This is a genomic window from Halomonas sp. LS-001, assembly GCF_052983955.1.
This window is the reverse complement of sequence record NZ_CM129816.1, coordinates 753,275-771,886: the sequence shown is the minus strand read 5'-3', so window position 1 is coordinate 771,886 and position 18,612 is coordinate 753,275. Positions and strand designations below refer to the sequence as shown.

Here is an 18,612-nt window from a genome sequence, read left to right as displayed (position 1 = left end):
TCTCCATGGGGCATCAAGCGCTTCGCACGTTTAATGCCAGGCGACTGTGCGCAGCGGAAAGGATTGGTTATAGTAGGCAGGCTGGCATTCACCTTGGCGGCATGTCTGAAGGCCATCTGTCTGGGCGTTTCTGGCCTTTCGCCTTGGTTGACATGCTTTACGCTGAATTAAACCGTATTTTATCAACTCGCTTCACTGCGCACGGATAGCATCATGCAGGCGCTGCCTTTCGCCACTATTGCTTTTGTACTTTATATTGCTGCCGCACTCTGGCAAGGGTTATCCCTTCTGAGGCGCGTCCCTGCCCGCCCCGTACTGGTGCGGCTGCTCGCCACCGCAGGGCTTTTGCTGCACATTCCGCTGGTGATCAAGTTACTCGGACAGTCGCCTGGCTTTCTGCCGGGCTTCACTACCAGCGTGACGTTATTTATGGCCGTTGCCGTTAATGTGGTGCTCGTTGCCAGTCTTTTCAAACCGATTATCAATGCCGGTGTGGCGCTATTCCCGCTTGCCGGTATCGCATTGTTGGCAGCGGCGAACCTACCCAGCTCAGGTAGCACAACAGGGCTTACGCCCGGCATTCTTCTGCATGCGGTAAGTTCAGCATTGGCATTTGCCATTATTGCTATTGCCGCAGCGCAGGCGGTATTGGTTGGTTTACAGAACCAGGCGCTTCGTCATCACCATATCCGTGGCATTGTGCAGTCGTTACCGCCCCTCACCACCATGGAGCGGGTTCTGTTCGAACTGGTCTGGGCGGGCGTATTACTGCTTACCCTGTCGATCATCAGCGGATTCCTGTTTCTGGATAGCCTGTTTGCCCAGCATCTCGCCCACAAAACGGTGCTTTCCATCACGGCCTGGCTGATCTTCACAACCCTGCTGATTGGCCGCTATCGCTTTGGATGGCGTGGCATGCGAGCGGTCAAGTGGACGCTGGCAGGCGGTGCCTTTCTGATTCTGGCCTATTTTGGCAGTAAATTTGTACTGGAATTTCTTCTTGGCGCCAGATGATGCCCTTGTGCTCGCTAGACGCCCTTGAACTTGCCATAAGAAACACGAGTTTTCTTGACAGATGGCGCGTTAACTTCTGAAAATCGATTACCCAGCGATAAAGGACTTTTCAACTTGAGCGACGACTTCCCTTTGGGGTTACTGTTCGGACTACTCGCCCTACTGATTATACTGTCTGCTTTTTTTTCGAGCTCTGAAACCGGCATGATGTCGATCAACCGCTACCGCCTGAGCCATCAGGCGAATAGTGGTGACCCTCGCGCCCAGCGCGTGTTGCGCCTGCTATCACGCCCAGACCGATTGATTGGCGTCATTCTGATTGGCAACAATTTCATCAATAATCTGGCAGCCTCAATTGCCACTATTATTGCCATTCATTTTTTTGGTGAAGTGACCGGCCCGGCCCTGGCGACATTGCTACTGACCATCATCATCCTTATTTTTGCCGAAGTCACTCCCAAGACCTATGCGGCCATCCAGCCCGAACGCATCGCTTATCCTGCCTCGCGTGTCCTTGAACCGCTTTTGAAGATCCTCTACCCGCTGGTGCTGCTGGTCAGCCTGATTTCCAATGGTCTGCTAAGACTTATCGGCGTCAAGAGTGTCGAAAATGGCGGTGACAGCCTGACCCGCGATGAGCTGCGCACGGTCGTGCATGAAGCGGGCACGATGATTCCCTATCGCCACCAGACAATGCTGCTGTCGATCCTTGACCTGGAAAACGTCACGGTTAACGACATTATGGTGCCGCGTCATGAAGTGCTGGGGATTGATCTGGATGATTCGCTTGAGGATATCCTGACCCAGATACGCACCAGCCAACACACTCGTTTGCCCGTCTTCAAAGGGGATATCAACAACATCATCGGCATGCTGCATCTGCGCAATGCCGCACGTTTCCTGTCCCGCGATGAAGTGACCAAGGCCGCGATCGTGCAGGAAGCACGGGAGCCTTACTTCATTCCCGAATCAACGCCGCTGCACACACAGCTACTGAACTTTCAGAAGCAGAAGCGCCGCATCGGTATTGTCGTGGATGAATACGGTGATGTAGAAGGTTTGGTGACGCTGGAAGACATCCTGGAAGAGATCGTCGGGGAATTCACCACCGATGTGTCTGAAGACCAGGAAATCCATCAGCAGGAGGATGGCAGCCATGTCATCGAAGGCACAGCCAACATTCGTGAAATCAATAAATCACTGGGTTGGAAGCTGCCGACAGATGGCCCCAAAACGCTCAACGGGCTGATTCTTGAGCACCTGGAATCTTTCCCGGAAGGCCCTGCTTCCCTGCAGATAGGCTCCACGCGAATGGAAATTCTGGAAATCCGCGACAACCTGATCACCTCGGCACGCTGCTGGCCAGCGGTGCGCTTGCCGCGCCGTTAAACGCATCTCACTGAACTGGCGCGCTATCCCTCAACCATCTTATGCTGGCCGTCCGATTGGGCGGCTGCCTTGAGACTTCGCACCTGAGATTCCAGATAACGACGAAGCGCCACTTCATGCCCGGATGAGTGGGAAATCGTTAACGGATCAATCGGTTGACCAAAATACAGCGTCACAGGGGCGCGAAAACGCTGTGGAAACTTTTTAAAGGCAGGACCACCTGCTTTGGACGTCCAAGACCCCCACAAACCATCCAGACCGACAGGAACAACCGGCACGTTATCACGAGCCAGAATGGTTTCGACACCACGCCGAAACGTACTGACATCACCATTGGTGGTCAACCTACCTTCTGGAAACACCATGACAATCTCGCCGTTGGAGAGTGCCAGACTGACTTCATCCAGCGCGCGTCGCAGTGACCCTGGATCACGCCGTTCAGCCACAATCGGAATCACCCCGACCCACTTGAACCACCATTTCAACACGGGTGAGTTAAAAATCGTCTGGTCCATCACAAAGCGGATAGGACGCGGGCACGCCCCACCCAGCACCAGCGCATCCATATAGCTGACGTGATTACACACCATGAGCGCCGCGCCGTGGAGAGGAATATATTCACGCCCCCGGATACGCAGGCGGTAGATCATCCTTACCAGGACGTAAATCAGCTTGCGCAGCCTGCGGCGAGTTTTCACTTGCGCAAGCGTCACGCGTCGTCCTCAATATGGCGTAACCCTGCCAATAGCGTATTTAACAGCTGCTCAATCAATTCATCCACTTTCAGCTGCTGTCCCTGCCAATACCCCAGGCGCTCATTGAGCCCCAGTTGCACCAGCCCGTGAACACTCCCCCACAGGGTTCGTCCCAGTCGCCGGGCTTCAAGGTCATCAAGCGCGGGCTGGTACTGTTTCAGGCTGTTTTCCACCTGGCTAAACAACGCCTCAATCAGGTCGCTTTGACGCTGATCAAGCTCTCCCTCCTGAGCAAGCGGATAGTCAAACAGCAGCTGCCAACGGTAGCAAGCCTCTTCGGCAAACTGCCAATAGGCATGCGCCAGTGAACGCAACCATGGCTCAGGGTCATGGGTATCCAGGTTGACAATGGTATGCTGCAACTGCGCCAGCGTTTCCACGTTGACATATTGCAGCAGATTATTGAAGCTGCCGTAGAGTTTGAGTAACGTGCTGGGTGCACAGCCCACTTCACGGGCAATGGCTCGCAATGACAACCCGTGAACGGGTTTGTCTGCCAACCAGCTATCACAGGCGTACATTACCTGCGCATGGAGGGCATCGGGCGCATGCTGTCGTGGGCGTGCCATGGCATTCTCTTCAGGTTTACTGCGGGAGGAAGACGCTGCTCACATGCTGTTACGTGAGAACTGGATGTTATAGGATACCCTATATCAAACACTGTTTTCGATACTATTTACGTCCTTTTCGCGAATTACTGTCTCGCATTCCAGCGCAGCACTCAGGAGCCGCTCTCCGGCGCCGCCAACACAGCAGATTATTATTGCACCAACATACCCTTGCTTTCCCCATCAGATGGAGATGTACGTGACAGGCCGACTCTACGTGCGCGACATGGTAGTGAGTGACTGGCTTTCAAAGCTTACTGTCTCGGAACCTCTTATTGCCTCGCCAAACCTGGCACCACGACGTGGTGTGTCAGCGATTCGCTGGGAGCATGGCCAGCGCTGCCTGAACACGCTGTTCTGGGGGCTGACGCCTCCCTGGCTGAACATACTCGATAACGCCCCGCATTGTGCCCGCGCGGAATCACTTACTTCACGCCCGATGTTTCGTGAAGCCCTTCAGGTACGGCGCTGCGCCGTGCCCGTCAGTGGCTTCTACGCCTGGAAAACCCAACCGCGCGGAAAACAGCCGTATCTCATTACTCATACCCAGCGCTCTCCATTGTTGCTGGCGGGGTTATGGTGTCGCTATCACACCACACTCAGCGCCTTTACAGATTCAATGGCGCTGATTACGGTGCCAGCCAACGCCTGCCTGATACCGATTACCGACCGGCTACCCGCCGTAATTGCGCCGCAGCAACTGGATACCTGGCTACACCCCGCCAGTGAGTCAAGTGATATTCAACAGCTACTGACGCCCCCCGCGTTGGAACTGTTGGGCGCTTTTCCGGTATCAAGACATGTCAATAATCCAGCCTATCAGTCACCCGCTTGCGCCCACCCTATTGGGCCAATGCTAAGATGGGCCTCGACCGAGGAGTCGTGAATGTTGCGTATTTTTCAATTTTCGCCTTGCCAGCCCTTTACCACAACCGCCCTGCTGTCGCTGGGCATGCTGTATGTGCCATTAGCACAAGCCAGCGCAACCGATGGCGTTAGCGAGATCGTGACTCCCGTTGTCAGCCCCCATGATGCTCGCCACTACCGCATACTGACGCTTGAAAATGGCTTGCAGACGTTGCTGGTTAGCGACCCGCAGGCAGACAAAGCGGCTGCCTCAATGAACATTCGTGTCGGCAGCGCTCAGGACCCGGAAGATTTGCAGGGGCTGGCGCATTTCCTTGAGCACATGCTGTTTCTGGGCACGGAGCCTTTTCCAGAGCCAGACGCCTACCAGGGATATATTGCCCGCAATGCCGGTTCCTTCAACGCCTTTACCGCGCCTCAGGACACCAACTACTATTTTGATATAGAGCCCTCAGCGTTACCTGGCGCGCTGGATCGCTTTAGCGCTTTTTTCCTTTCCCCCCTGTTCAATGCGGAAAAACTGGACAGCGAGCGCAACATCGTTCATTCCGAATATATGGCGCGTATTCGCGACGAATCGCGGCGAGAAAATGACGTTCTGAACCAAGTGCTTAATGCGCAGCACCCCATGACGAGTTTCTCGGTAGGAAGCCGCGAAACACTGGCGGATCGCCCGGCGGGTGAGCCTTCCTTGCGTGACCGGGTTATCGAGTTTTATCGCCAGCACTATGATGCCAACGTCATGACGCTGGCCATCGTTGCCCCTCAGCCGCTTGACACGCTGGAAGCCTGGGTTGCCAAGCGCTTTGCCGACATTCCCAATCGCAACTTCAGTCCAACGGAAATAACGTCTCCTCTCGTGGAAGACGACAGCCTGCCGATCTACCTGGAACGTCACTCACTTCAGGAACATCGTCAGGTACGCTTTCACTTCCCAATCCCTGACCCTATCGGCGAGTACACGACCCAACCGACCCAGCTCATTTCCCACCTGCTGGGCGATGAGGGGGAAGGCAGCGTCTTAGCCCTACTACGTGACGAAGGGCTGGCCGATGGCTTATCAGCTGGTGTCAGTCGGCGCGATGGCAATCACGCCTTCTTCTCGGTGTCCGTCAGCCTGACACCTGAGGGCGCCGAGCGGCTGGAAGATATCCAGGCCACGTTACTTGCCGCCATCAACAACATCCGTGAAAACGGTCTGGCCGAATGGCGCTATCAGGAACAGGCCAATCTACGCGAACAGGCCTTCCGTTTTCAGCAACCCGGCGCGCCCAGCCAGGAAGCCACCCGGCTGTCCATGAACCTGTCGCGTTATCCTGCCGAAGATGTCCAGTACGCGGCTTACCGCATGGACAATTTCAACCTTGAGCGCCACCTTGCTTACCTGAGCGCCTTGACACCCGACAACCTGATCCGTGTTTACTCCGGCCCGGAAGTTGACAGCGAGCAGGTATCTCCCTGGTTCAATACCGAGTGGCAGCAAACGGATGATCATCCGTCAGGCAATGTGCTGGCAGGTCTTGCCCTCCCAGCCCCCAACCCCTTTATTGCTGAAGATCTAACGCTGCTGGAAGGCAGTGATGAACAGCCAGAAAAGCTGGTTGACGTCCGTGGATTCCGCGCCTGGCATATGCAGGAAGACCGCTTTAACACTCCCAAGGTGGAATGGCGCATGAGCCTGCAGCATCCAAGCGCCAGTTATTCAGCTGAGGAAGCCGTATTGACACGCCTTCTGGCTGGCTGGCTGAACGACAGTCTGAACGAGTCGCTTTACCCTGCCTGGCTGGCAGGACATTCCGTCAACGCCTATGCCCATTCCAGAGGCATGACACTCGCCTTTTCCGGCTGGCGGGACGGCCAGACACCGCTAATCGACCAGACACTCTCTCAGCTGGCCAGTGCGCCCATTTCTGCCAATGCGTTCGAACGCGTCAAGTATCAGCTGCAGCGCGACTGGCGCAACGCCCCGGAGTCATCATTGACTCGCCAGGCACAACGCGCCCTGGGTGAAGCCTTGTTAAGCCCGCAATGGTCCAGTGATGCGCTGCTGGCGGCAAGCCAACGTCTGAATATCCAGCACCTGGAAGACTTCCGTCGGCGTTTTCTTGACGCGTTGCATGTCGATGTCATGGCCGTCGGCAACCTCACCGCCGAACAGGCACAACAGCAGGCTGAGCGGGTACGCGACCAGTTGCGTCCACGTCTCACAGCAGACGCCATTGGTGAACTCACGCCTTTGCAGGTGAACGTCGGTGCCAGCGTTTTGCGGCCGGACAGCACCCGCGATGAGTCATTGGTTCTGCGCTATCTGCAGGGTAATGAAGCTTCACTTCGCCAACAGGCCGCCGTCAGCGTATTGGCTCAATGGCTGGAAACCCCGTTTTACCAGCGGTTACGCACCGAAGAGCAGCTTGGCTACATCGTCAATGCTGGCTATTCGCCACTACTTGAAGCTCCCGGTCTGGCGATGCTGGTGCAATCTCCCGAAACGCCGAGTGCCGAGATCGCCGAGCATATGAACACCTTTCTGAATCAGGTTGGTGAACGCTTGAGCGAGCTTCAGGATGACGCGCTGACGCCTTATCGTCAGGCTGTCTATGATCGTCTGACAGCACGGGATACAAGGCTTGAGGCGCTGGCTAATCGTCACTGGCAGGCAACAGCGTTGAAGGAGGTCACGTTTAACCGGCGGAGTGAGCGTGCCGAACTGGCGCTCGACATCACAGTAGAGGAGTTACAGAAAATCTGGTCATCGCTTCGTAAGCGTCAGCTGGACATCCGCTTCGACCCCAGTGATGAAAAGAGCGACATTACGGCCTTTAGCGACACCCTGACGCCTTTTCCAGAGTAAAGCGGCGTTATCTCTGTTTAACGGGAAATATCCCGCATGTTCCCCGTTAAACGTATTTCTCAATCAACTTATGTCTCGATAAACATAGCACCAACGGCTCAGGCATCAAATGCCTGAGCCGGTAGGATCGACTCAACGTACATCACCAGCTCTTCCAGAATCTGGCGCTGATGATCGCTTAATGTCTGCTGATTATACCCTTCAATTTCACGGGCAAAATCCTTCAGCGTGAACCCTGCCAGCGCGGGATCATTTAGGCGTGACCATCGAAACGCTTCCCACTGCGCGAGTTCCTCACCCTCAAGTGTTTCCGGGTAGCTGCGCGCCCGATAGCGAAACAGCATTTCTTCCAGACGCGGGTCCTGAAAAGGAAACCGCTGCCCCACCAGATCCCACGCAGGGAGACTGCGCACGCGCTCCATGGCCTGGCGATCCGCTGCGGAAAAAAAGGCACCGCTGTAGAGCATCAGGTCCGGGTCTTTGGGCTCATCGGCAAAGGTCTGCTGAAATACCTCTGCCACCTTGGTGGCGACTTCTGCTTTGTGAGCATTCAGGGTTTTCCAATGCTGCCTGCAGGCATCTACATCCAGCCCGAGACGCTCAACAATGGCGCCATACTCACCTTTGTGCGGTCCTTCCACGTCTTTCAAAGCGTTGGAAGGAAACACCACCGGGCAGCGGTTAATATGAATGACTTTAAGCGGAATACGCGTTTCACCTTCAGCAAGATCCTGTTGGCTGACAAAAACCCGCTCACGCACCTGCTCAGCCGACAGGCTCAGCAACTCTCCCGGCTCAACGCTCAGGTCATAAACAATCACGCCGTTCGGGTTGGTCGGATGCTCAGCCAACGGCATTACCAGCGCACTGCAAGCCCGACTGGCGGGGTAGCGACGGGAAATATGCACCAACGGCTTGGCATGCGGCAAATCCAGCAGTTTACTGACCGCACGCTTGCCGCGCAGCCCAAGCAGATAATCAAACAGGTTCGCGTTGCACGCCCGAAGTTTACGCGCCAATGCGATAGTCGCGCGCACATCCGTCAGTGCATCATGGGCACCCGCGTGCTCGATACCATTGGCCGCCGTCAGATCTTCCAGCTTGAAGCTTGGCGCACCATCGTCTCGCAATGGCCATTCTATGCCAGCGGGACGAAGTGCATAGAACGCGCGAACCACATCAATCAGATCCCAGCGGGAATTGCCGTTCTGCCATTCCCGTGCATACGGGTCAAGCAGGTTGCGATAGAACAGATGACGGGAAATTTCATCATCGAAACGCAGGCTGTTGTAGCCCACGACACAAGTGCCCGGCACGTTCATGCAGCGCAGAACCTCGCCAGCAAACTCGCCCTCAGGCAGCCCGCGGCGCTGTGCCCGCTGCGGGGTGATCCCCGTAATCAGGCAAGCAGCAGGATGAGGCAGATAATCATCCGCAGGCTTGCAGTACAGCTCAATGGGCTCACCAATTTCATTCAGTGAGGCATCCGTGCGAATGGCCGCAAACTGGGCCGGCCGATCTCGCCGTGTATCCGCCCCGAAGGTTTCGTAATCATGCCAGAGAAAACTGCTCGGAACCTTGTCAGGTGGCGCCATGAAACACCGTACTCCACGTCGAACTTGAATAAATTATGATTTGGGCAGCGTAACGTTAAGCTCAAGCACAGAACAGTTGTCTTCACTGTCCAGCGAGATCTGAACGGCATCGTCATCAATCTGAACATAACGACGAATCACTTCCAGCAGCTCGCGCTCCAGCATCGGCATATAGTCCGGCTGACCTCGCTGGCTACGCTGATGCGCCACAATGATCTGCAGGCGCTCTTTCGCCACTGAAGCGGATTTCTTACGCTCACGCTTCAGAAATTCCATAAGTTTCATCGACGACCTCCTCCCCCGAACATGCGTGTCAGAAGTCCTTTTTTCTGGGACTGGTGAAAGCGCAACGGGACATCTTCACCAAGCAAGCGCGACACGGTGTCCGCATACGCCATACCGGCATCGCTTGAATTGTCGTGAGTGACGGGAACACCCTGGTTCGAGGCACGCAACACGGCTTCGGATTCCGGAATCAGGCCCAGCAGATTAATCGCCAGAATTTCGCGGATATCTTCCAGTGTCAGCATGTCGCCACTGGAAACGCGTTCAGGGTTGTAACGCGTCACCAGCAGGTGTTCACGAATCGGATCATCCCCTTGTTCAGCACGCCGAGTTTTGGATGCAAGCAGCCCGATGATACGGTCTGAATCGCGTACTGATGATACTTCCGGGTTGGTCACAACCACCGCTTCATCAGCAAAGTACATGGCCAGCTGGGCGCCACGTTCAATACCCGCCGGAGAATCACACAGAATGTAATCAAATTCGTCTTTCAGCTTTTCAAGGACTTCCGCCACACCTTCCTTGGTAAGCGCATCTTTATCGCGGGTTTGAGAGGCAGGCAGAATAAACAGGTTTTCCACCCGCTTGTCACGAATCAACGCCTGGTTGAGGCCTGCTTCGCCCTGAATAACATTCACCAGGTCATAAACAACACGCCGCTCACACCCCATGATCAAGTCCAGATTACGCAGACCCACATCGAAATCAATAACCACCGTTTTCTGGCCACGCATTGCAAGACCCGTGGCGATGGCGGCGGCACTGGTGGTTTTACCCACACCACCTTTACCTGAAGTAACTACAATGATTTTGGCCAAGATACCCATCCTTTTTAATATCATTCGCCGTTGACACATTAACGCTGTTCCATCATCTGCGTCTTGAACGGCTTTGTAAGATTGCTTGTCGCGCGACTATATGTGCTGCATTTGGTAAGACACCGTGTCGAAACGCTCAAGATCAATATGTATATTACGTTATCGCCCCCTTGGCTGAATACGAAAAACCATCAGTGGATAACGCACATCGCACTGCAACATACTGACCCAAGGCATGCCACAGCGTTCCCTATCATGCGTAATTCACTTTCTATACGTTCCTTTCAGCGTCAGGAGCGGGCCGATCAGGCAAGCGGCTTGATCTCTAGCTGTTCGCGGCTGTAGTGAACCTGGGCGGGTGAGCCAAGCAGACGGGAATCAACATCTTCCAAACGTTTATAGTTACCGGCTACCGAGAGCAGTTCCGCTTCAAGCTCGCGGCAATAAATACCGGCTGACAAGTTACCGTGAATACCTGCAAGGGCGCGCCCGCGCAGAGCGCCATAAACATGGATACTTCCGCCGGCCAACACTTCCGCACCGGCGTTGACCGCACCAATCACGATCAGGTCACCCTCGGCAGCGCTAACCTGCTGACCTGAGCGCACGGTTCCACGATAAAGTCGCGTACTGACCTGCTCCAGAGGGGTGTCTGAGACTGCCTCAGGAGCATCCGCCACGACATCGACCTGCGCCTCTTCGCGGCTTGCTTGTGCTCCGGCACTGCCATCCACGCTCGTCAGACGCCGCGCTCGCTCGTTCTCAACCGGCGCAAACCAGCCAAGCCCGAGCGCCCAGGCGGACTGGCGAACCGGGTCAGCCCCACCACGCACCGCCACCGGCAGTAATTTGTGATCGCGGCAAACCGCACAGATACGCTCAAGTGCCAAATTCGGCGCATCCAACTTTTCCACGCTAAGCACAACCGGTGTATGCTGGAAAAAAGCGGGCGACTGAGACAACTTTCCCTGAAGCTGCTGACGAATTTGCTCGGGGTCGGCGCTGCTCAACTCCATCACGGTCATAGGCAGCATGCCACCTTTGAAAGTGAAGGCCACGTCGGCATTATCCGCTTTGAGACTCATGGCCGAAACTCCATGTTTTGATCAGATAAAATAGATATTGCGTGATAAAACACGCCCCAGCGGTGGCACACCTTTTTTGCAACACCGACTATATGATAGACAAAGCTAAGCGACAGCGCCGGTGACTGCAACCGCCAAACGCTTTCGATAAACTTTTTTAACGCTAGGCCTCGACCCAGGATGATCCATGCACGGACTGTTACGACGTCTTTTCGCCCCGCGGTGGCAACACCCCGACCACGAGGTACGCCGTCAGGCGCTTTCTCGCCTGGACCCAACCCAACCCGATCAGCAGCAGGCATTAAAAGCACTGTCAGACGATAGCCAGCCCGATATTCGTCTGGCGGCACTGTGTGCGCTGGATGACCTGAACGGGCTGATTAACGGCTACACCCAACACGCCAGTAACACCTGGTTCGATGCCACCGCCCAACGCCTGAGCGGCGAACTCGGCCATGTGGACCTAACAGAGCGTCGTCGCCTGTTGGATACTATCTCGGATACGCGGCTACTGCATGCCGTCGCCTATGCTGGCGATAACCTTGACCTGCGCCTTGCAGCCCTTGAAAAACTGCAAAGCGAAGAGGATATCGTGCAACAGGCATGTCACAACGGCGTTGCCAACGTTCGCCATCGGGCGGCAGAACGTGTTGTCAGTGAGCAAGGCCTGAAGCGCCTGCTGAAAGAATCCCATCGCGACCGTCAGGTAACCCGCCTGGCTCGTGAGCGCTTAAATGCGTTTAAAGAAGATGCTGAGTGGGAAAAAGCCCAGCATCAAAAACGTGAAGACATTCTCAGCGCCCTTGAGCAACTGGCAAAACGGCCGTGGGAGCCGATTTATAGCGGCCGCCTGCGACACCTTGAACGCGAATGGCAACAGGGCGAGCAGTTTGCCGATGCAACACAGGAAAAGCGTTACCAGAACGCCCTGCTCACCTGTCAGAAAACTCTGCACGACCACGATGCAAAAGAACGTGAACGGGCTTATGAAGAGCAACAGCAAGCCATTGCAGAGGAAACTCGCGAACAATTGCTGGAAGGGCTTGAAGAAAGCCTTGAAGGCTTACAGCACTGTCTTGAGCTGACCGCTCAGGACATTGACAGCCTACGCGCCCAACACCGTCTCTTTGCTCAACGCTGGCAAACACTTTCAGATACTCACCCACCGAGTGAGCGTCTACGCCAGCGCCATACGAGCGCTATCAAGCACTACGAACAGACCATTAACGCCTGGGAACGCTGGGAAACCTTCGCGCCGTTAATCACACAGGCACTGGCGGATGAAGACCTTGCTCAGATACGCAGCCACCTCAAGGCTTGCCGATGGCCCGAGACGTTATCCTCACCGGCACTGCTTCAAGAGGCACGTACAGCGCTAGCCACACAGAAAGCTGAAGACGAGCAGCCGTCTGCCAGCAACGCATCGTTAGAAGCAATCAACCAGGAACTCAATAACCTTGAGAACCTGCTGGAACGTGGGGCTTTCAAAAGCGCCAGCCGCCTGCATCAACGCCTAAAACCCGAGGTTGATGCACTTGATCAGCGCTCAACCAGAAACCTGACGGCCCACTTCAAACATCTTGGCGCGCGACTCGCCGAATTGCGTGACTGGCGCGGCTTTGTTGCTGGCCCCAAACGTCTGCAACTGTGTGAGAGCATCGAAGCCCTCGCAGATGATCAGCATATGGCGGAAGCAGCACTTGATCAGCATCACCGTCAGCTGGTCAAGGAATGGAAATCACTGGGTGACGCCGCCGCAAACCGAGAGCTTTCCACCCGCTTCCGTAGCGCCTCTGACCGTATTCATGAACGGCTTAAGCCCTGGCGTGAACACCTCACCCAGGAACGCCAGAACAACCTGGCCTCACGCGTTGCCATGTGTGAGCAACTTGAAGCACTGCTCGAACAACCTGCCACCGATGCCGACCCTGATGTGTTGCGCGAGATTCGCGACAAGGCTCGCCATCAGTGGCGGCATTATTCACCGGTACCCCGTGATGACGCTGAACCGATCGGACGGCGCTTTGGCAAGGTGCGCCACCGTCTGCAAGCACTGATTGATGAACGCGCCCAGACCATTGCCGATCAGAAACAGGCAATGGTCGAGCAGGTTCAGGCGCTCAGCCAGCAGAACGACTTGCCTATTGCCGAACGCACGCGTCAGGCAAAAGCGCTGCAGCAACAATGGCGCCACCTGGGAAGAGCACCTAAAGGCCAGGAACAGGCATTGTGGAAAGCATTCCGCCAAGCCTGCGACCATCTCTTTGCCCAACGGGATGCCCATCATTCCGAACAGCTTTCCCGCCAGCAGCAACGCCTGGATGCGATGCAAGATCTGATTGAACGTCTTGACGCCTGGCAACCCAGCCACATTGACGACGCTGCCACACTCGACGCCTTTCTTAGTGAGGCCGACGCTTTGGAGCCACTTCCCCGCAGTCGACGCGGCGACGGCATGCAAAAGCGACTCAGTGGTATTGTGCGTGCCAGGCGCGAACGCCTGAATCGCCTTTCTCTTGCTGCCAGAGTTCAGCAGTGGCAATCCATCCTTCCGTTAGTGAACGCGCACCTGGACGCCGACCAGCAAATGCTGGAAGCCGGCAAAGATGACGACCCCACACCAGAAGTCAATGCACAGGAAGCACTGGATCACCCTCTGCCCGCAGCGTTCAAAAACGCCCACCAGGAACGCAACCAGCGTCGCCGCCAAGGCACTACCATCCGCAACGATGTCTTAGAGGAAGAGTTAGCGAAACTGCGCGTGCACCTTTCACTACTCACGCTGGGCCGCGTTAAACAGCACGATGAACCACTCAGATTGGCGATTCAGGTGGAACGTCTCAACGAAGGCCTGCAGCAGGAGCGCAGCCGGGAAGAGGAGCTGATGTCCATTCTGTCGGCCCTGCTAGCACTTGGGCCTATGCCTCGTTCGCTCTGGCAGGCAGCGATCAACGAATTTGACGATCTGCTGAGCCGCTTATCGCGTCTACCACCGCCCTGAACAGGCACGTCAAAACGCACAACGGGAGGCTTTCGCCTCCCGTTTTTATACTGCAGTTATTACTTGAAACCAGGCACTGTGTGAACCCAGCCTTGCATCCAATGAACCAAAAACGCTCAGCCCATGAACTGACCGCCGTTGATATCAATATTGGCGCCGGTAATAAAGCCTGACTCTTTATCGGCCAGGAAAGTTACCAAGCGACCAATTTCTTCTGGCGTGCCGTAACGTTTGACCGGAATGGTTTCGCGAATGGCTTCGCGTACCTTCTCGGGAATTTTCATTATCATATCAGTGGCGATATAGCCGGGCGAAATCGTATTGACCGTGATGCCTTTCGTCGCCGTTTCCTGCGCCAGTGACATCGTCAACCCGTGCATACCCGCCTTCGCAGCCGCATAGTTCGCCTGACCAAACTGCCCTTTCCGGCCATTGATCGACGAAATATTGATAATGCGGCCGTAGCCATGCTCCAACATGCTTTCGATCACACCCCGACACGTGTTGAAAACACTGTTGAGGTTAGTGTCAATTACTTCGCTCCATTGTTCGTGTGACATTTTTTTCAAGGTGCCATCTCGGGTGATACCGGCACAGTTAACTAACACACTGATCGGCCCATGTTCCGCTTCGATAGCACGCGCGCCTTCCAGGCAGGCGTTGAAATCAGCAAGATCAACGCCGGAAAGCGCAATATTCTGATAGCCACTTGCTTGTTGAGCTTCCAACCACGTTTTCGCTTTCTCGGGGTTATGATACCCAGCAACTACCTGATAACCAGCATCTGCCAGTGAACGACAAATTGCCGAACCGATACCACCGGTTCCACCAGTTACCCAGGCGACGGGGGCTTGATTGGCCATTGACTACCTCCCTGAAATTACAAATAGCTTGTTCTGCTAAGCAGCATAAATAGCAAGCCATTGCGAAATAGCGCATCAGCGCCAGAATCTGCAGCATGCCCGTTTGCAATTATTGGTTTAAGGCATGCTGACAGTTTGAACCTAACAGAAGATATAGTGGCTGCGCCAACTGTCTACCGAACGCACCCTGCTTACCCTTCCTGTTCATTGCCTCATATCCAGAGCACATTCCAATATCACGACACAGTGACCGGACAGACACAAGTTATTAATTAGTTTTAACATCAAATATGTTGCAGCAATATGATCGTGACGCCTATACGGCAAAAGTTGGTAATGCTCGCTTGACGCAGGGAAATAAATCTGTAGAATACGCCACACGTTGATGCGGGGTGGAGCAGTCTGGTAGCTCGTCGGGCTCATAACCCGAAGGTCATCGGTTCAAATCCGGTCCCCGCTACCAATATTTTCGAAGGCAGATCAGTAACTTACTGGTCTGCCTTTTTTTATGTCTGTCATCCCAAAAAGCGCTGTGCCCAAATTGTGCCCATCCAGTGCCCAAAATTTAATCTGCTCAAATCTGACAGACGTTGTGGTTGACCGTCAGGCACCAGCAAAACTTCACTTATCTTCGTTGATTTATTCAACACTCAACCCTTCCCCTTCTAACCCTTCACTAAACTCCTTGATATGAGTGACGAGCCGCTCGATATCGCAGTCAAAGTAATAGCAGAGCTTGTCCAGATTATCTGTCACCGTGCTATGGCCTGGATGATTGATGATTTTTGACAGCGTCATCCTGTTGATCCCTGTTTCTTTCGAAATTTCCCCTATCGTAATTCGTCGCCTCTCATTGAATTCCTTATCAGCTATAAGCTCTCTTAAATGGTAGCGAATCATTCCAAGCCTCAATTAATCATTTAAATTATCAAAAAATACTTGAAATTATCATTTATGCGATTATATTTACTCTCGAACGATTAAAAGTATTATCAAATGATCACTTCAGAGGAGATGATCGCATGGATGTCACTTTCCTTACAACGGAAGAGCTAGCCGCTCGAATCAAATACGACGCGCGCACCATCCGCCAGCAACTCAAGGATAGTGTCTTGATCGAAGGCACTCATTACATTCGTCCATTTGGCCGTCGGAAAATTCTCTACATCTGGGAGGCTATTCAGGAGGAGATGCTGAAAAACCGTGACTCAAGCAACGATATTACAATCCCTATGGCCAATGGGGGAGTGTGTCATGGGTAAGGTCCGAGCTCGGAAAGAGAGCAACAAGCTGTTCATCGATTTTAGGTACGACGGGCAGCGTTTTCGTGAACAGACACTTTTGGATGATACTCCCAAAAATCGTAAGCAACTTGAGAACCTGCTCAAGCGCATGGAAGCAAAAATGCTGCTTGGAGAATTTAACTACGCCGACTTTTTCCCTAACAGCAAAAACTTGTGCAAGCTGGGTCTGGACGAAGCGTCTCAAAAAGCGGCGACACCGGGGCTTTCAGACACATCTTCACAAAAGACAATGGAAACACCCCTCTTCAGCGACTTCGCCACACAGTGGCTTGAAGAGAGCAGGATCCAATGGCGGGCATCCCATGTGCGCAATGTCACTTCAATCCTGGATAGTTCGCTGCTGCCGGCCTTTGGAAAGAAGCCGATCGGGGAGATAACCAAGGCCACCATCATGGCCTTTCGCGCCAGGCTGGCAAAACGCAAAGGACGCGGCCCCAATGGCACTGTGTCGCCCAAAACCATCAACAGCCATATGGCTATCCTGCGCATGGTATTGGACGAGGCTGCCGAGCGCTTTGAGTTCGAGACGCCGTACAAGAACATCAAACCGCTAAAACTGCAGAAAACTCATATCGAGCCGTTTTCGTTACGCGAGGTACATCGCATTATCGACAATGTACGTCCTGACTACCGGAACTATTACACTGTTCGATTTTTTACTGGCATGCGCACCGGCGAAATTGACGGTTTAAAATGGAAGCATGTTGATTTCGCTAGGCGTGAAATTCTGGTCCGCGAAACGCTGATCAATGGCGAAACGGAGTACACCAAGACCGATGGTTCTCAACGCGAGATCCCCATGTTCGGCCAGGTGTTCGAGGCGCTCAAGACCCAGTACAAAGCGACCGGTCATCAAAGCGGCTACGTCTTCTGTAATCAGAAAGGACAACCGTTGGATCACAACAACGTGACCAAGCGAGTGTGGTATCCCTTACTCAGGGCATTGGGTCTGAACAAACGCCGGCCCTATCAGACACGCCATACAGCGGCGACGCTTTTTCTTGCCTCAGGAGAGAACCCGGAATGGGTGGCCAGAATCCTTGGGCATAGCTCCACAGAAATGCTTTTCAAGGTGTATTCACGCTACGTACCCAATGCCACTCGTATGGATGGCTCTGCGTTTGAGCGACTGCTGGGCAACACCGACCCTATCCAACCGGCCAAGGAGTCTGACCATGTCCAGGCTTGATACTCTTCCTGCGCATCTGACACGTTCTTTTTCGGGCACCTATCGACTAACGGGAAGGATGGTGGTCTTCGACGATGCCAACACTCCGTTCCTGAAAATACGGCTAAGTGATTGCCAGGGTGACCATATCGCCTGGTTGAATCTGACACTGACAAATCCGCCCGACGGTATCACGCATCTGGACCACGTGACCGCTACCGGCGTCAAGTCCGTCACGGGGCATTTCATGATCCAGGCGTTTCGTGCAGCAGCGCCTGATGAAATCCAGGCATTACCACCGTTCCAGTCACTGCCAAGAATTTATTGCCCGGTTCCAGACGCGTTCGACCAGTTGGTTACGACAACACAATCGCTGAAGTCTGTGCATTTGAAGGAGTGTCTGCGACGGGTACTGGAGAAACCGGATCGCCTGGAGTCTTTTTTGAATGCTCCTGCCAGTCTCAACAATCACCATGCCTATGCAGGTGGGTTGTTACAGCACTCACTGGAAGTCGCGAATAACACCGTTGCGATGTTGCGTCTGAACGACACCGCTCAGCCACGTATCATTCAAGAGACATGTTTTGTCGCAGGGCTGCTACATGACATCGGTAAAACCTTTACCTATGACTCAAAGGGAAAACCGAACGCCGCCTGGAAACTCTGCCATCACGATGACCTGACACTGGAAGCCTGCGCCCAGGGCTTTGCTTACCTTGATCAACAGGCACGGGAACTTTCATTGATGTTGCGCCACATGCTAACGGCAGCGTCTCCCGGCGCACGTTATGGAAAGCCTGCAGCGATGGCGCTGGCCCGTTACCTTCGCGATGCCGATGGTCAAAGCGCCATGGCAGATAACGAACGGCGCGTGTTCAAGCAAGGCGCTGGTTGGGGGTTCAGACGCACGCATCATCAAGCCTTCTGGCGACCGGATCTTAATGCACTGCCGCTGTAAAGCGCGATTGCAAAACTTGAAACGCCGCCAGTAACAGCACTTGGCGGCTTT

General features: G+C 54.3%; 16 protein-coding genes and 1 tRNA gene. 9 read left to right on the top strand and 8 right to left on the bottom strand.

Features of this window, described 5'->3' with window-relative positions; all coding sequences use genetic code 11:
* The first annotated feature begins 213 nt into the window (after window positions 1–213).
* Together ACU6TU_RS03330 and ACU6TU_RS03325 are read left to right on the top strand one after the other, a co-directional pair.
* Entirely contained in the window at window positions 214–1,014 is an 801-nt protein-coding gene (locus tag ACU6TU_RS03330; RefSeq protein ID WP_447143169.1) for a cytochrome C assembly family protein, read from the top strand.
* 114 nt (window positions 1,015–1,128) lie between these two features.
* Window positions 1,129–2,403, top strand: coding sequence for an HlyC/CorC family transporter (locus ACU6TU_RS03325; protein ID WP_447143168.1), 1,275 nt, complete (start codon window positions 1,129–1,131; stop codon window positions 2,401–2,403).
* A 23-nt stretch (window positions 2,404–2,426) separates the two neighbouring features.
* On the opposite strand, the gene ACU6TU_RS03320 is transcribed toward ACU6TU_RS03325, so the two are convergent.
* A complete protein-coding gene (locus ACU6TU_RS03320; protein ID WP_447144168.1) occupies window positions 2,427–3,053 on the bottom strand; it encodes a 1-acyl-sn-glycerol-3-phosphate acyltransferase in 627 nt (208 codons plus the stop codon).
* Between the two features lie 59 nt (window positions 3,054–3,112).
* On the bottom strand, window positions 3,113–3,727 hold the full coding sequence (locus ACU6TU_RS03315; protein ID WP_447143167.1) for a TetR/AcrR family transcriptional regulator: 615 nt from the start codon (window positions 3,725–3,727) through the stop codon (window positions 3,113–3,115).
* 238 nt (window positions 3,728–3,965) lie between these two features.
* Here ACU6TU_RS03315 and ACU6TU_RS03310 point away from each other — a divergent pair, with 238 nt between their 5' ends.
* On the top strand, window positions 3,966–4,652 hold the full coding sequence (locus ACU6TU_RS03310) for an SOS response-associated peptidase (protein ID WP_447143166.1): 687 nt from the start codon (window positions 3,966–3,968) through the stop codon (window positions 4,650–4,652).
* Entirely contained in the window at window positions 4,653–7,484 is a 2,832-nt protein-coding gene (locus ACU6TU_RS03305) for an insulinase family protein (protein ID WP_447143165.1), read from the top strand.
* Between the two features lie 98 nt (window positions 7,485–7,582).
* On the opposite strand, the gene sbcB is transcribed toward ACU6TU_RS03305, so the two are convergent.
* The 4 genes from sbcB to minC form a co-directional block, all read right to left on the bottom strand.
* A complete protein-coding gene (gene sbcB / locus ACU6TU_RS03300; protein WP_447143164.1) occupies window positions 7,583–9,079 on the bottom strand; it encodes an exodeoxyribonuclease I in 1,497 nt (498 codons plus the stop codon).
* 33 nt (window positions 9,080–9,112) lie between these two features.
* Complete coding sequence (minE, locus tag ACU6TU_RS03295) at window positions 9,113–9,364, bottom strand: cell division topological specificity factor MinE (RefSeq protein ID WP_100819289.1); 252 nt, start codon at window positions 9,362–9,364, stop codon at window positions 9,113–9,115.
* On the bottom strand, window positions 9,361–10,182 hold the full coding sequence (gene minD / locus ACU6TU_RS03290) for a septum site-determining protein MinD (RefSeq protein ID WP_447143163.1): 822 nt from the start codon (window positions 10,180–10,182) through the stop codon (window positions 9,361–9,363). Before minD ends, minE begins: the two co-directional genes overlap by 4 nt.
* 305 nt (window positions 10,183–10,487) lie before the next feature.
* Window positions 10,488–11,267 carry a septum site-determining protein MinC gene (gene minC / locus ACU6TU_RS03285; protein ID WP_447143162.1) on the bottom strand — a complete coding sequence of 260 codons (780 nt, stop codon included), beginning with the start codon at window positions 11,265–11,267 and terminating at the stop codon, window positions 10,488–10,490.
* Between the two features lie 187 nt (window positions 11,268–11,454).
* Here minC and ACU6TU_RS03280 point away from each other — a divergent pair, with 187 nt between their 5' ends.
* Window positions 11,455–14,268, top strand: coding sequence for a DUF349 domain-containing protein (locus ACU6TU_RS03280; RefSeq protein ID WP_447143161.1), 2,814 nt, complete (start codon window positions 11,455–11,457; stop codon window positions 14,266–14,268).
* A 116-nt stretch (window positions 14,269–14,384) separates the two neighbouring features.
* Here ACU6TU_RS03280 and phbB read toward each other — a convergent pair whose 3' ends face one another.
* Window positions 14,385–15,131 (bottom strand): acetoacetyl-CoA reductase, encoded by a 747-nt coding sequence (phbB, locus tag ACU6TU_RS03275; RefSeq protein ID WP_447143160.1) that lies wholly within the window; start codon window positions 15,129–15,131, stop codon window positions 14,385–14,387.
* A 386-nt stretch (window positions 15,132–15,517) separates the two neighbouring features.
* Here phbB and ACU6TU_RS03270 point away from each other — a divergent pair.
* A tRNA-Met gene (locus ACU6TU_RS03270) sits at window positions 15,518–15,594 on the top strand.
* A 176-nt stretch (window positions 15,595–15,770) separates the two neighbouring features.
* Here ACU6TU_RS03270 and ACU6TU_RS03265 read toward each other — a convergent pair.
* Window positions 15,771–16,031, bottom strand: coding sequence for a helix-turn-helix domain-containing protein (locus tag ACU6TU_RS03265; RefSeq protein WP_447143159.1), 261 nt, complete (start codon window positions 16,029–16,031; stop codon window positions 15,771–15,773).
* Between the two features lie 122 nt (window positions 16,032–16,153).
* Here ACU6TU_RS03265 and ACU6TU_RS03260 point away from each other — a divergent pair, with 122 nt between their 5' ends.
* Genes ACU6TU_RS03260 through ACU6TU_RS03250 form a run of 3 tightly spaced genes read left to right on the top strand, consistent with a single transcriptional unit; the run spans window position 16,154 to window position 18,561 of the window.
* On the top strand, window positions 16,154–16,393 hold the full coding sequence (locus ACU6TU_RS03260; protein WP_447143158.1) for a hypothetical protein: 240 nt from the start codon (window positions 16,154–16,156) through the stop codon (window positions 16,391–16,393).
* Window positions 16,386–17,624: a tyrosine-type recombinase/integrase gene (locus tag ACU6TU_RS03255; RefSeq protein ID WP_447143157.1), complete on the top strand. Its 1,239-nt coding sequence runs from the start codon at window positions 16,386–16,388 to the stop codon at window positions 17,622–17,624. The genes ACU6TU_RS03260 and ACU6TU_RS03255 overlap by 8 nt, the downstream gene beginning before the upstream one ends.
* Window positions 17,611–18,561 carry a TraI domain-containing protein gene (locus tag ACU6TU_RS03250; RefSeq protein WP_447143156.1) on the top strand — a complete coding sequence of 317 codons (951 nt, stop codon included), beginning with the start codon at window positions 17,611–17,613 and terminating at the stop codon, window positions 18,559–18,561. Before ACU6TU_RS03255 ends, ACU6TU_RS03250 begins: the two co-directional genes overlap by 14 nt.
* Window positions 18,562–18,612: the final 51 nt, after the last annotated feature.